This window comes from Paenibacillus taichungensis (assembly GCF_047302525.1).
Lineage (GTDB): Bacteria > Bacillota > Bacilli > Paenibacillales > Paenibacillaceae > Paenibacillus > Paenibacillus taichungensis_B.
Map to the genome: position 1 here is coordinate 4822562 of NZ_CP168020.1, position 14815 is coordinate 4837376.

Sequence of the window (14815 nt, forward strand, 5' to 3'; positions counted from 1 at the left end):
TTTGCAATATTACAGACACAGCGCAGAGGAGACGCTTCAGGACGTTCAGAGTTCCACCGACGGGCTCACAACCTCTGAGGCTGCGAAGAGACTGGAGACGGAAGGCTATAACGAGTTAAAAGGAAAAGCTGCAACACCCATCTGGAAGCTGTTTATTGAAAATTTTAAAGATCCCATGGTCATCGTGCTGCTGATCGCAGCCGCTGTTCAGATCGTTCTTGAACACCTGATCGAATCGCTAATCATTTTTCTCGTCATTCTGTTAAATGCGGTAATCAGCGTCGTGCAGACCAAAAAGGCCGAAAGTTCCCTGGATGCACTGAGGCAAATGTCTGCCCCCGAAGCCAAAGTCATTCGTGACGGGCAGAAAAAAACGATTCCCGCGCGAGAACTTGTTCCCGGCGATATTGTTTTACTGGATGCAGGGGATTATGTCCCGGCAGACGGTCGCATTTTGGAATCAGGCAGTCTGAAAATCAACGAAGGCATGCTGACAGGAGAATCCGAAGCGGCCGAGAAACATGCCAAAGCCATACCAGAAGAAGCTCCGATTGGGGATCGTCGCAATATGGCCTTTAGTGGTTCACTGGTCGTCTATGGACGCGGCACACTGGTCATTACAGGCACTGCACTGAAAACGGAAATCGGCAAGATTGCCGAATTAATTGAAAATGCAGAAGCGAAGGAAACCCCGTTACAACGCAAATTGGAATCGTTTAGTAAGAAGCTAGGCTTCTTTATCTTGGGCTTGTCGATTCTTATTTTTGCCATCGAAGCTGGACGTGTCTGGTTAACCGAAGGAACGGATAATATCGGCCCATCCATTGTGAATGCCCTAATGTTCGCAGTTGCCGTCGCTGTCGCCGCCATCCCTGAAGCCCTCTCCTCCATTGTGACGATTGTATTGTCTCTGGGAACGAATAAAATGGCCAAGCAGCACGCCATCATTAGACGTCTTCCTGCCGTGGAAGCCTTGGGTTCTGCCAGCATTATCTGTACCGATAAAACAGGAACGCTTACTCAAAACAAGATGACTGTGGTGGACTATTATATTCCCCATGGCACGAAAGACAAATTCCCCGATGATCCCAAACAGTGGTCTGCAGAGGAACGGCGCTTGTTACATATTGCAGTACTCTGCAATGATTCAAATATTAACCAGGAAGGCAAGGAACTCGGTGATCCCACCGAGGTGGCACTCATTGCCTTCAGTAACCGTGTGAACAAGGATTACAATGAAATTCGTGACCAGTTTCCGCGTGAAGCCGAGCTTCCTTTTGACTCGGATCGGAAACTGATGAGTACAGTGCACACATTTGAAGGACAGACGGCTCTGCTGACCAAAGGTGGCCCGGATGTGCTGTTCAGTCGCTGTAGTCATGTATTTATGAACGGAGAAGTTCAGCCACTGACGCCTGAGATTCGCACGCAGTTTGAAGAAAAAAACGAAGCGTTCTCCAAACGTGCCTTCCGTGTGCTGGCTTACGCCTACAAAAAGTTTGATGACAAAAATCAGGTCACGGTAGAGGACGAACACGATCTAACGCTTGTTGGTCTGACGGCCATGATCGATCCACCGCGTGAAGCGGTATATGGTTCCATCGAAGAGTCCAAGAAGGCGGGCATTCGCACCATCATGATCACCGGAGATCACAAAACAACAGCCCAAGCGATCGGTATTGATATCGGACTTGCAGGCCCGGACGACCTGGCCCTCACTGGGGCAGAGCTGGACAAACTGTCGGATGAAGAACTCGATCAGCAGCTCGAACATATTTCGGTGTATGCAAGGGTATCTCCTGAAAATAAAATCCGTATTGTCCGCGCGTGGCAGCGCAAAGGTAAAGTTGCAGCCATGACCGGAGACGGTGTCAACGACGCACCCGCATTGAAACAGGCCGACATCGGCGTTGCGATGGGTAGCGGAACGGACGTCGCCAAAGATGCGGCAGCCATGATTTTGACAGATGATAACTTTGTCTCCATCGTGAATGCTGTCAGTGTCGGGCGTATGGTATTTGATAATATCAAAAAAGCCATTGCGTACCTGTTTGCAGGAAACCTGGGGGCAATTATCGCCATTTTGTTTGCACTTGTAGTCGGCTGGGTGAACCCATTCACGGCCCTCCAGCTGCTCTTCATCAATCTGGTGAATGACTCCCTGCCTGCCATTGCACTGGGTACTGAAAAAGCTGAACCGGACGTCATGCGGCGGAAACCGCGGGATATCAACGAAGGCATCTTTGCCGGCGGAACGTTGCAGGCTGTCATTACACGTGGTGTTCTGATCGGGGTGGCTGTTATCGTGTCCCAATATATTGGACTTGGGATCTCGGAGGAAATTAGTGTGGCAATGGCCTTCACGACCCTGATTCTGGCACGGAGTCTGCAAACTTTTGCAGCGCGCTCCAACACACAGACGATTTTCCAGGTCGGCTTCACCACCAACAAATATGTTCTTGGCTCCATCCTGGTTTGTCTCTGCCTGTATGGAATCACGCTGATTCCAGGGGTTCGCAGCATCTTCGCCATCCCAGCAGCATTTGGCTGGAATGAGTTCCTCATCGCAGGGGGACTCGCTCTCGCTGCGGTCATTCTGATGGATGTCATCAAGTGGATTCGCAATCGTGGCACACCAGCTACTGCGTCCTAAAAATGAATAAATGAAAATGCTCATGTGCAAAAACGACGTCCTGGGTCAGGACGCCGTTTTTGTTTAACCACCTAATGAATTCGTATGACATTATTGCCATATATATAGATTGAGCGTAAAATAGTTTATTGATTTTGGGTGCCTGTTGTGATTAACGCGAAACAGGTATATGAATGATGAATCCCATTGAATTTATAGACAGGAATGGTCACGTGAAAGATAAAATTGTAATGCCTCTCTGGACTTGCTGCCTATTCATCGTTGTGATGAATACCACCATGTTTAACGTCTCTTTACCCGTTATTATTCATGATCTTCAGATTACATCGGACCTGGGGTCCTGGGTCATTTCAAGCTACTCCATTGGTTATGCCTTGTCGACGGTGATTTACAGTCGATTGTCTGACCGTATTCCGGTACGCAAACTGCTGACGGTTGGATTGCTTATTTTGGGCTTATCTTCATTACTCGGATTATTTGCGCACAGCTTTGCGATCCTATTGCTGACACGCATTTTGCAATCTGCGGGTGCAGGGGTCATGGCCGGGCTTGGGCTTGTCATCGCAAGCCGTTACATCCCGCTGGAGCGTCGCGGAGCTGCCATCGCACTGATCTCATCAGGCAGTGCCATGGCGTTTGGGCTTGGCCCCATTGTGGGTGGACTCATTAGTGAGTTCTGGGGCTGGAATGGACTTTTCGCCATTACCGTGCTTGTCCTGTTTGCACTGCCCGTACTGCTCTATTTTCTCCCGCGTGAAACGGCCAAGCCGGAAAATCCTTTTGACATGATCGGTGCTGCATTAACCGTGATTAATGCAACTACCCTTCTGGTTGCCATCACTCAGCAGTCTTGGTTATGGCTGGCCATCGGTGTCATTTCACTTGTTGTGCACATCGTGTATATTCGCAGGGCGAGCCTTCCTTTTGTGAATCCACATGTATTCCGAACACCCGGGTTTACCCGGCTACTGATCATCGGCTTCTGTGTTCTGGTCGTAAATCTGGGCAATTTGTTCCTGATGCCGCTAGTGCTCGCTGATCTGTTTGGACGCTCGTCACTGGCTATTGGTCTGCTGATTGCTCCTGGAGCCATCGTCTCGGCATTCTGTACCCGTTTCGTAGGTCGCTGGATCGATCGTTATGGCAATATACGTTTTCTGATGATTGGGCACATTTTGCTAGCCGCAGTACTTGCTCTGTTCATGCTGGGTCTGAATCAGTCTGCCCTGATCATCACCGGAGGATATCTCTTCTTCTCTCCGGCACTCTCCGCCTCGATAGCTTCGCTGAATAACGAAGCGTCTCGGGTGCTGCCCAAAGCGCAAATCGGTTCCGGTATGGGCTTGCTGCAGTTGATCCAGTTTTTTGGCGGTTCGGTATCCGTAGCTGTCTGCGGGCTGATGTTGCACGGCATTCCGGGTGTTCCGGTAGAGGAAGCCTATCATTATGTATATGGATGTCTGCTCTTGGTCTGTCTGGCCTCGCTTGTAATCGTGGTCTGGCATAACAAAGCTGCACGATCAGCTCCTACGGTTACGATGACTGAGACTGGATAGGTTACAAGTTAGAATGTGAGCTACGTCGTTCAAAAAAGCACTTATGTATTCGTTTGAGTAAAAGGCCCGCGCATGGCGCGAGCCTTTTTTTTATTCACCAGGATGTTCAAAAGGTGGATCACTCTCCTTGATCACTCGGTCTGGCTTTCAAACAGGCTATGAATGCATTAAAATTGGCAGCGATCTCTCGTACATTTTCCTCCAGCAGTCGCTGTGCTTCCTCCGGCATCTCTGATTCACTCTCGGCATCTTCGCGTACCATCGCCTCTTCATGGTCTATAACCAGTACGGCAGGAGATACTGAATTCTTTCGGTAATCCAATAAATAGTTGTTGCCGCTGCTGACACTCCAAGCAAACGGAATAATCCGGCGTGGATCAGGATTCACATCGTCTACCAGATTGATGTTATTCGCAATGAACTGATCATTGAGAGCAGAGAAACGAATCTCCCAATCGATGACCTCTCCATTTTCAATCATATCAAATGCTTGACCGTCGGCCTCCCGTTGAAACTCCAGATATCCGTGTGGAAACACAATGCCGTAATGCTTCTGAATGTTATCGATATTCAAGTTATTCATACACTCCCTCCATACAGTCCTGTCATAGCACATCATTTCCCAGCCAATGCTGCCTTCCAAGCTTCCTCCACCGCTACAGGAGCTTTGCTGCTGCTCTCGCCGCTGCCCTCCTCCGTCCACAGCGGTGGATAATACGCAAATACTTGTCCTGTCTGAAGCTGTCCCCTGTCATTCTGCCAGCCTTTCCAGCGAAAGGTCTGATAGTACTGCTCCAGATCACCATTAGCCAACCAGTTGATGAAGCCAGAGTATGCCAGTTCTGTCGATTCCCATTCCAGCGTGTCAGGGGCAAAATAGTATACATGTCCTGTACGGCCATACTTGCCCATATCCATTCCGAAAAATCCACCCGCGGCATCGTAGGCGACGACCATCATGCCTTCCAGTGCTGGCACACACGGTTTGTCTCCCACCCCATTCCAACCGGTCAGACTCCCAAAGATGCGGTCACCACCCGATCCAAGCAACGTAATCCAGCCATCATCCAACACGATTCCCTCTGTCTCATAGGCAACGGCTCCCAAATAGGATTTGGTGCTGATCTGAAGATGATAGAGCGCATCCTCTCCAACCTCCCGCTGTGCAGGAACATAGGTGTATTTATTTTGTCCATGGTCCAACAGTTCCTTGAGTTCCTCCCAAGCGTGATGTTCCCGATCCACTAATTCGTTTGCGGATAATTGATGCATGATCATTGCTCCCTTCGATCTACTTTAAATCCAAAAAGGACGTAGTTGCTCCATACGTTCAGACTCTTCCTTCTATGTTTCTAGCTTCACCCAGATATGTTTGTAATCGATTTTTCCCCATGCATTTAAGGCAATGCCTTCAAGCATGGGGTGATGCTGGGCTCTCTGAAGACTGTGATACAGAAAGATGACATTTGATGAACTTTTGAGCTTTTCCTGAATGTCCAAAAGCAGCTTCATTCGCTCATCCGAGCTTGGTTCTCCCATGCATACCGTTAACTTGGCATCCACATATACAGTCAATTCCCGGCTGAGGTGATTACGCAGGAAACTGAAACGGGATTGATACAGCTCCAGCAGGGTAAGGTCTGCCTGCTCGCCAAGCACTTCTCCAGCCATGACCAGATCCGCCTGTGCCAGCACTTGGGGATCAGCCAGATGCTCAATTGGGAGCTTCACCACATTCAGTTGAATCCCCATCTCCTTGCATTGGTTGCTAATCCATGCTGCCGTTTTTTCATTTTCCAACCATTCGTATGTGTACAGGTTCAGAGACTGTCCTTCATATTCGGATGCCTGAATCTGTTTTTTTGCTTCATCCAGATCAGAACCCGGTGTGTAATCCTGCTGCACTTCACTGAGCACAAATCCTTCCGATGCACACTGCCTGAGACCACCCAGTTCCTTAATCATTCGTTCTCGATCCAATCCCAGATCCATGGCCCGACGAAATAGAACATTCTGCTGAATCCCTGCTTTGTTCAGGTTAAAGGTCATATAGGTGCTGCCATTCTCCAACTGACTGAGAGAAGGTTCACTTGTTGACCCCTTGCTCGCACCTGAATATAACAGCTGCATATCCCTGCCTGTCCTGTGTGATCCAGGCTGTCCTTCATAGTCCGGCCACACCCACATCTCAATCCGATCCAGATGAGGACGCCCTTCAAAATAATGATCATTCGCTTCCAGAACAAGCAGGGATTCATTATTATTGATCATGCGGAAAGGGCCCGTGCCAATTGGCAGTGCTGAGAAACATGCAGCTTTGTCGGGACCTCCCAAATCTTCAGGCACGATCGAACAGCGATCTGTACAGAGAAAAGCAGGAAATACCGCATTAGGCTGGGCAAAATAAAAATCAATGCAATATCTCCCGGGAGTCTGTACATCTGTGATTAAAGAAAACATCCATTCCGAGGATGTCCTTCCTGACATACGTGCAAATGTAAATCTCACATCCTGTGCAGTCATTTCCTGACCATGGTGGAACCGTACTCCCTTACGTAAGTAAAATCGCCAGCGGGATGATGATTCGTCCCATTCCCAATGATGGGCTAGTCCAGGAAGAATACGTTTTTCCTCCGGATCAAATATGAGGAGTGTATCAAAGATCTGCCTTACCCAATGCGATTCAGTACGCCGCTGAACCCACGCCGGGTCCAGATGAGGAACTGGCCGATAAAAGGGGAAACGCAGCACCTCCCGTTCCTCTCCATCTGTGCGCAAGATGCCCAACTGCCGTTCCAGCCAATCGGCGAAATCATCCTTCATTCGCTGCGTACCGGAAGAATCAATTAGACGCCATGCTTCATTCAACTGCTCATTCTCCACAAGCTGCTTCGCTTTGGCTGCAAGTAGATCCGACACCGATACGTGAAAAGACATTCGGGATACATTGCCTCGTCCACGACCGGGTATCCATGTCAAATAACCGGATTCCGTCAATTTGTTCAGTACAAGCTGTGCATTGCGCCTCGAACAATTCAGCAGTTCAGTGACCTGATCCATCGTAACTTCAATCATTTCCTGCTCAGGCACGGCCTCAAAGTGGGTGCGCAAGATCAGATAATGCTCTTCAGCGTCCATCTTCACTCTCCTAAAAGGCGAAGTCGAATTATTGAATGCTTCGCTTTTTCTTCCTCTTTTCCAAAAGTATAATGGACCTCATTACCACACGTAAAGAGGAGATTGTTATCCATGTCTGAAATCAACGTACACTCCACACCTGTCACCACGTCCGCCCCATCCGTATGGAGAAATCCAAGCTTTATCATTCTGTTTGCTGCCAGCGGCATCATTGCTCTGGGCAATCAAATCTATGAATTGGCTCTACCCCTCATCTTATATGAACTCACCAAGTCTCCTGTAGCGATGTCCACCATGCGTGGCATTGAATTTCTGCCGAACCTGTTTCTCGCCATGTTCATTGGTGTACTGATGGACCGGGTGCATAAGAAATGGTGGTCTATTGGCTCCATCGTGTTACAGATTATCCTTCTGCTCGTGCTGTTTCTGTCTTTTCAATATGGTCAACCTTCCATTTATGTACTCTACGGATGCGGTTTTATTCTGATGACACTGAGTTATGCTTTTCGCAATGCATCAGCAGGCATGATCAAACAATCGGTGCCCACACCACTGCTAACGTCAGCCAATGCGGCTCTGGGTTTCACCACAACGTTAATCACCATTATGGGTGCCGCCCTGTCCGGAATGCTGTTGATGTTATCCAACCTGTATACGGGTCTGTTAATTACGGCCATTCTGCTTGCGGTATCCTGTATCATTCTATTACCACTGCACTCCGCACCTGTGCCCAGAGGAACATCTCCTCAGGGCTTCTGGGTTGACTTTAAAGAAGGCTGGATCGAGCTACGTCGCAACCATATGTTACTGGTAATCAGCATTACGGTCATTTTTCTCAATGCCACCTATGGTATGGTGGATGCAACCGTCATCTTTTATGCCAAAGACACATTACAACTGCGTAATCTGGAGCTTGGACTTGTATTATCTGCTGCCGGAGTAGGTGGTTTAATCGGCAGTCTGGTAGTAAGCTCCCTGCGCAGCAAATATTCGGCTGGCATGCTAATTGTGGTGACCACACTGCTTCAAGGCTTCGCCTTTCTGATTCTTTATTTGTTCCACTCCACCTACGGACTTGCAGTGGGTCTATTTCTATCTGGTATTTTCCAAACTATCAGCACGATCTGCATCTGGACATTCCGCCAGGAGTCCACACCACATCACATGATTGGTCGGATCAGCGGGATTACCGGATCTCTGTTCAAGCTCGGCATGCCCTTGGCTATATGGGGGAGCGGCTGGATCTCCGAGCTATCCAATCCTGCGTTGGTGTTCGGCATAGCCGCAGCAGCGAATGTCATCATTTTTATCTGCTGCCGCTACAGTGTACTCTGGGACCGAAAACAAAAATAACTAGCAGCATCTACAAACAGGTGGCGAGATCACACTCGCCACCTGTTTCGCTGTTTCTGAGCACCTCTCCCCATTCTGAAATTCTATGAGCATCTTACGCCCTATTTCACCATTCAAATCTGCTATAATCGAACTTCATAGCTATTTATTAAGGAGGAATCATCTTGTATCGTATAACTACAATTGCACTCCTGGCCCTAATTCTGTTCGCAACCGGTTGTCAGAAGGATGAGGCTTCATCCGTCCCTTCTCCCGATGCTGTGCAGATACCGGATACCCAGAAGATGTATTACATATCACCACAAGGAAACGATTTGAACAAAGGAACCATTCAATCTCCCTGGAAAACGTTGCAGCACGCTGCCGACCATGCTACCGCGGGAAGCACCGTTTATTTGAGGGAAGGTGTCTATCACCAAAAGGTCAAAATCACTCGAAGCGGTAATTCCTCCGGCAATCCAACCCTGTTTTCCAGCTATCCACAGGAGAAGGCCATCATTGAGGGTGAAGGTCTATCGGTACGCGGCATAGAGGGTTTGATTGAAGTCGAAAATGCCAGCTATATTACGATTCAAAATCTCGAAATTCGCAACTTTACAACCTCACTTCGAGGACAAGTGCCTACTGGCATATACGTTCACGGGGCAGGAGAACACATTCAACTCCTGGGCAACACCGTTCATTCCATTGCCAATGATGCTAAACCTTCAGGACCGGATTTACAGGGCAGGGATGCCCATGGAATCGCGATTTATGGTACGGAGCATCCCCAAGCATTGCGGGATATTATCATCAAGGATAATGAATTGTATGATCTCGTGCTCGGTTCAAGTGAGTCACTCGCAGTCAACGGGAATGTGGATACGTTTGCCATACTGGACAATACGATCCATGATACCGACAACATCGGTATTGATCTGATTGGGTATGAAGGAACTTCGGAGGACGACACTTACGATCAGGCGCGAAACGGGATTGTACGGGGAAACGAGGTCTATAATGTTTCTTCCAATCTTAATCCGTCTTATGGAACAAACCTCCCCAATGACAGCAATTCTGCCGGTGGAATCTATGTAGATGGAGGCAAAAATCATATCATCGACCACAATCGGGTATACCGTAACGATATCGGAATTGAGATTGCTTCGGAGCATGCCGGGCGTTCAACCAGCAACATTACGTTACAGGATAATCTGATTTTTCATAACAGGCTTACAGGCATCGCCATGGGCGGCTATGATGAGGAACGCGGTTCTACTGAGGACAGTACGATTATGTACAATACGTTAGTGGATAACGACCTGCTGGATGCAGGCAATGGGCAGTTATTCTTGCAAGCCCGGACGAAGAACAATACGTTCAAACGAAACATTCTCGTATCGGGCAGCTCTGACGTGCTCATTTACAATGAATACACCAGTAATTCGGGGAATGTGTTTGATCACAATGTGTACTACTCCTCTGCACCACAAGAAGAGGCGCTGTGGGTATGGAAAAACACGGAGTATTCCGGCTTCACCTCCTACATGGAGGGATCAGGAAATGACGCACATTCATTGTATGTAAACCCCGAATTTATAGATGACGCCAACGAAGACTTCACTCTCCAAGCCAATTCACCTGCCCAGGGATATGGATATATGAGCCATGAGTAACCGGATAATGCCGGTGAATTAATTCTACGATTCGTTGTCAAAATACGTTCTAATCGGCTGAGGCATGGCGGAAAAAATTAATTCGCCCAGTTCGGCGGGTGTTTCCCTCATGCCATTTTCAAGCCAGTCTTTGGTGACATTGACTCCTCCGTAAGCGTTGAACTGGATCGCAAAAACAATATCCCGAGGCAACGAGGCGAGACCCATTTTTTTCTGAATATGCTTGGTGTGACACTCTACCGTATATTGAAAAATAATATTATAGAATGACACATGTGTATCGTCGTCAAATACTTTTTTGAAATAGAGATAATCCTCTTGGATAAACGCTACGATTCTTCCGGCTACTCGTCCCCAGGGCTCCTTCTCAATATATTGATTAATGATTTTATCGGCTTTGTCACTATAGATCCAGGCAATCAGGTCGTACTTACTCGAAAAATGATAATAGAACATCTGTCTGCTTACCTGACAATGATCCGTTATGTTCGTAACGGTGATGGATTGAATCGGATTCCGTTTGGCCAAATCAATCAGGGATTCAGCCAGAAGTTCTTTGGGAGTGATTCTTCTAAGCATATGTATCTTCCTCCTGAGGTTCTAACGATGCCATGAAAAACATGGCTGTATTCTTTACATATCGACGCATTTGTCCAGTTTTTTTACACTCTATCAAAACAGTCTATTATTATTTAAGATTCTTTAATTTATACTTTGATGTGAAAGGGGAGTGGGGATATATGGATTCCAAAACAATCAAAAATGTAACCGTTAATGCCTCAATGACCACCGCCAATGAAGACGCCCGTAAAAACATGGATGTCATTATAGAATTTTTCTCGCTATATCTGGGAGATACAGACCGATTTTACTCACTGTGGGTTGAAGACAATCCGGCAGTTATCACGCCATTCACCACAGAAGATGTAGCTGTTCTGCACGACTCTGTGCAGGAAGGATGGGATGCAGTAAAAAGCTTCTTTAACCCGATCTTCAACGATATGAAAGGTACGTTTGAATGGACTATCGATGAGTTCATGGTCGGTGAAAATCCGAATACGATCATCACCAAAACACGCAGCAACATTGATATCACTGCCAACGGCCCATGGGGTAAGGATAAAAAAATCAAGTATAACGGTATTTACGTGCAAATCTTCAAATTCGAACATAACAAGATCAAATCGTTTGAAGAATACTACGATACCGCTTTGTTAAATAAACAGTACTCCTAAAAGAGATTTAGGTTGATATCGATTCATATCGTTGAAACTCTAATCAAACCGAAAAACGCTCAGCCACGATTGTGGTTGAGCGTTTTTCGGGCTTTAGGTTTTGGTCCAAAGGCATAACGATGCAAATCATTATTCAGCGTCGTCGGTTATTTTTTCGACCAGTTTCCGCAAGCCATGATTGGTTTCATTCAATTGATCGATCACATTCATAAACTCTGTGACCAGTTTGGCCTGCTCTTGTGAAGAAACTGAAATCTGGGCAATCTCCTGCTCCATGCTCAGCACGGATTTTTTTACAGCGTCAAGAGACTGCTCAATCCGTCCCGTGGCTTCTTTGGTCCCTGTGGACATTTTACGGATTTCCGTGGCAACAACCCCGAACCCTGCCCCAGCCTCGCCGACTCGTGCTGCTTCAATTGCCGCATTCAAGCCGAGCAGATTGGTCTGCTCTGAGATCTCTTTAATGTAAAGAACAACCTCATTAACGTTGCCAGAGTCTTCAACGGCCCGTTTTGTATTGCTCAAAATCTCTTCGGATGTCGCACTTAATTCCTCGGAATGAGCAGCTACATGCTGGATTCCCTCAATAAGTCTGCCTGTAACTTCGTCTGCCTGATTCATCAGTTTCTTCAATTGATCCTGGGTATCCATACTATATGTAATACATATGACTGCTTCTATCTCGTTCTGTTCGTTCTTAATCGGATGAAAATAGGAATCCGCAGCGATACCAAATAGTTCGGCTGGGTAGTGCTCCCTTGTTTTCGACTCATTCTGTAACATCTTAAAATCCCTGTGAATATCAGGAAGTGAATCCCCTGCCTTGAATTCATATTTCAAAGCATTGCCGGATTCGAAAAACAGGAACTTCTCCCGATCCATGACCGATATGGAAACATCTTGACGTGCAGCTTCGCGAATAAATGGCATAGCAGCCAAAACAGCTTCAACCTGATTCATAATGATGTTCTCACTTCCTCTAATATAGATAATAGTCCTAAATATTATATCGACAGTTATCAATCAATTATGAAGGTTCAATACCATTAATCGCTGCTTCGGCCGCATGGGTCACCCGATTTCGCCCACCCGTTTTGGAGGCATAGAGCGCCTTGTCCGCTTTTTGAAACAAAGACTGATCTGTATCTTCCTGCGAAACCGTAGCTGCGCCAATACTCACTGTAATGTTATACTCGCCCCAATCGGCGGAATCTACCTGTGAACGATATCTCTCCGCTGTAACCACAGCTTGCTCTCGATCACAATCCGCAAGAATAATAACAAATTCCTCTCCGCCATAACGCGCCACCACGTCCGTGCTCCGTGACACCGATTGCAGCAGGCCTGCCAGATTGCCCAGCACCAGATCTCCAATTGGATGTCCATACGTATCGTTGATACTCTTGAAATGATCAATATCAACGACCAGAAGGGAGAAAAGACACTGAGTTTCCCGGAAGAGTGCCAGGCTTTCCATCATTTTATCCTGAAAAAATCTGCGGTTCCTGAGTCCGGTGAGCAGATCCGTCGAAGCCATCGTCTCCAACTGATCATTCACTTTGATTAACGCCTGCTGCTTCACCTTGTATTCTTCGTGCAGTCGTTCAAGCTCCTGGTTCGCCTCATTTGTGGCTTGATACAGTTCCTGAAGCTTCGTTTTGGTGTTCATTATATCCTTCTCATGTTCAATTCGCTTACGCATCACCACAACCACACAATCCACTACGCTTTCCCCATCACGAGTTTGGCGAATCCCGTTAAGCAAAACTGGAACATCCTGCTGATCACTGGTGCGAAACGTAAAGTACATCTCGTTCACATGTCCATATAACTGGATGTAGGGATAGAAATACGTATGAAAAAAAAGCTTGTTGGTCACCGACATGGTGGACTCGATATGCCGTCCCATCAGCTCATTGCGTTCATATCCCAGCATGGTCAGCAGGGTTTGATTAACCGTTCTTATGATGCCCGAGTCAGAAATGGAGAAGTATCCACAGGGTGCCATATCTAATTGTATATCCATGGATTAACTGCCTTTCTTCCGAGTTTTATGCAATCGTTACATAATCCTTGATTAATCGAATCGTTTCTTCCGGTTGACTGAGATGCGGGTAATGCCCCTTGGCCGTCATCTGCTGAAGCCTGCTGTTTTTCAGATGAGCATGTAGGTAATTCCCTACTTCAACAGGAGCAATGCTATCATCGGAGCACTGCAGAATTAATGTAGGTACCGAGGCCTGATCCAGATCGACACGACAGTCGGATAAAAACGTCACCTCCGCAAATTGTCTCGCAATATGCGGATCTCTTGAACAGAAGCTTTTTTCCAACTCTTCCGCCAGATCTTTCCGTTCCGGATTCTGCATAACAATTGGAGCAAGATAACTCGCCCAACCAATAAAGTTCATCTGCATCATCTCCAGCAACTCATCAATGTCACGTCGATCGAAACCGCCATAATAACCCGGAAGATCATTTACATAACGCGGGGAAGGCCCCAGCATGACGATTTGCTTGAAGTATTTAGGTTCGTGAATGGAAGCAAGCATGCCAATCATGCTGCTAACTGAGTGTCCAACAAATATGACATCTCTTAAGTCGAGCGCTTCCATAATCTCCAGCACATCCTGGGCATATCCTTGAAGATTGCTGTATTTGTCTGCATCATAATAGTTAATTATGGATTCACCTGAGCCTACATAATCAAATAAAACAACTCGGTAGTTCTCCGTAAAACTTGGAACAATATAGCGCCACATATCCTGATCACACCCAAACCCATGTGCAAACATAATCGTTTGGCTGCCTGTTCCCAACACTTTCACATTGTTACGCACAGGGACGTCAATCGTCATCCAAATCACCTCTCTGAGGTAGTATCCTTTTGCTTTGATCTATCTGGTTATTATATCGGAAAATGTTGGGTTATGGATAAGATATATTAATTTTCATGACTTTGGATACATAAAGAACAATCCACTCTGTATGCCAAAAGGCGCTCTCACCATAGGCATCAATCATATCGTACACCCACTGTGTACCTGCCTTCGGAAAGGTTTGATTGCTGCTTCTTCATCGCCATGTTCACAGATTAATGTAAACGTATTCACCATTAACTAACTACAGGGTGTAAGCTTTTCCCATTTTGATATATGATTATGCTTATGACTATGAATGAATGTAACTGTTTGAAAATAATCCTAACACCAGGAGGGATCAGAC

General features: G+C 46.8%; 12 protein-coding genes. 5 read left to right on the plus strand and 7 right to left on the minus strand.

What is annotated here, in order from left to right; genetic code table 11:
- Position 1: 1 nt before the first annotated feature.
- Together ACDJ58_RS21575 and ACDJ58_RS21580 are read left to right on the plus strand one after the other, a co-directional pair.
- Positions 2–2653 (plus strand): cation-translocating P-type ATPase, encoded by a 2652-nt coding sequence (locus tag ACDJ58_RS21575; protein ID WP_413372835.1) that lies wholly within the window; start codon positions 2–4, stop codon positions 2651–2653.
- A gap of 212 nt (positions 2654–2865) precedes the next feature.
- Complete coding sequence (locus ACDJ58_RS21580; protein WP_413372837.1) at positions 2866–4209, plus strand: MFS transporter; 1344 nt, start codon at positions 2866–2868, stop codon at positions 4207–4209.
- A gap of 118 nt (positions 4210–4327) precedes the next feature.
- On the opposite strand, the gene ACDJ58_RS21585 is transcribed toward ACDJ58_RS21580, so the two are convergent.
- The 3 genes from ACDJ58_RS21585 to ACDJ58_RS21595 form a co-directional block, all read right to left on the minus strand.
- A complete protein-coding gene (locus ACDJ58_RS21585) occupies positions 4328–4792 on the minus strand; it encodes an SMI1/KNR4 family protein (RefSeq protein ID WP_413372838.1) in 465 nt (154 codons plus the stop codon).
- A gap of 32 nt (positions 4793–4824) precedes the next feature.
- On the minus strand, positions 4825–5481 hold the full coding sequence (locus ACDJ58_RS21590; protein ID WP_413372839.1) for a DUF2625 family protein: 657 nt from the start codon (positions 5479–5481) through the stop codon (positions 4825–4827).
- A gap of 72 nt (positions 5482–5553) precedes the next feature.
- Entirely contained in the window at positions 5554–7347 is a 1794-nt protein-coding gene (locus tag ACDJ58_RS21595; RefSeq protein WP_413372840.1) for an ABC transporter substrate-binding protein, read from the minus strand.
- Between the two features lie 111 nt (positions 7348–7458).
- Here ACDJ58_RS21595 and ACDJ58_RS21600 point away from each other — a divergent pair, with 111 nt between their 5' ends.
- Both ACDJ58_RS21600 and ACDJ58_RS21605 read left to right on the plus strand, forming a co-directional pair.
- A complete protein-coding gene (locus ACDJ58_RS21600) occupies positions 7459–8700 on the plus strand; it encodes an MFS transporter (protein ID WP_413372841.1) in 1242 nt (413 codons plus the stop codon).
- A 164-nt stretch (positions 8701–8864) separates the two neighbouring features.
- Entirely contained in the window at positions 8865–10355 is a 1491-nt protein-coding gene (locus tag ACDJ58_RS21605; protein WP_413372842.1) for a DUF5123 domain-containing protein, read from the plus strand.
- Between the two features lie 24 nt (positions 10356–10379).
- On the opposite strand, the gene ACDJ58_RS21610 is transcribed toward ACDJ58_RS21605, so the two are convergent.
- Positions 10380–10934: a TetR/AcrR family transcriptional regulator C-terminal domain-containing protein gene (locus ACDJ58_RS21610; RefSeq protein ID WP_413372843.1), complete on the minus strand. Its 555-nt coding sequence runs from the start codon at positions 10932–10934 to the stop codon at positions 10380–10382.
- Between the two features lie 161 nt (positions 10935–11095).
- Between ACDJ58_RS21610 and ACDJ58_RS21615 the strand changes: the two genes are divergently transcribed.
- A complete protein-coding gene (locus ACDJ58_RS21615; RefSeq protein WP_413372844.1) occupies positions 11096–11590 on the plus strand; it encodes a nuclear transport factor 2 family protein in 495 nt (164 codons plus the stop codon).
- 129 nt (positions 11591–11719) lie between these two features.
- Here ACDJ58_RS21615 and ACDJ58_RS21620 read toward each other — a convergent pair whose 3' ends face one another.
- The 3 genes from ACDJ58_RS21620 to ACDJ58_RS21630 all read right to left on the minus strand — a co-directional run bounded on the left by ACDJ58_RS21620 (position 11720) and on the right by ACDJ58_RS21630 (position 14448).
- On the minus strand, positions 11720–12550 hold the full coding sequence (locus ACDJ58_RS21620; protein WP_413372845.1) for a methyl-accepting chemotaxis protein: 831 nt from the start codon (positions 12548–12550) through the stop codon (positions 11720–11722).
- A gap of 67 nt (positions 12551–12617) precedes the next feature.
- On the minus strand, positions 12618–13616 hold the full coding sequence (locus ACDJ58_RS21625; protein ID WP_413372846.1) for a diguanylate cyclase: 999 nt from the start codon (positions 13614–13616) through the stop codon (positions 12618–12620).
- Between the two features lie 25 nt (positions 13617–13641).
- Positions 13642–14448 carry an alpha/beta fold hydrolase gene (locus tag ACDJ58_RS21630; protein ID WP_413372847.1) on the minus strand — a complete coding sequence of 269 codons (807 nt, stop codon included), beginning with the start codon at positions 14446–14448 and terminating at the stop codon, positions 13642–13644.
- Positions 14449–14815 lie beyond the last annotated feature (367 nt).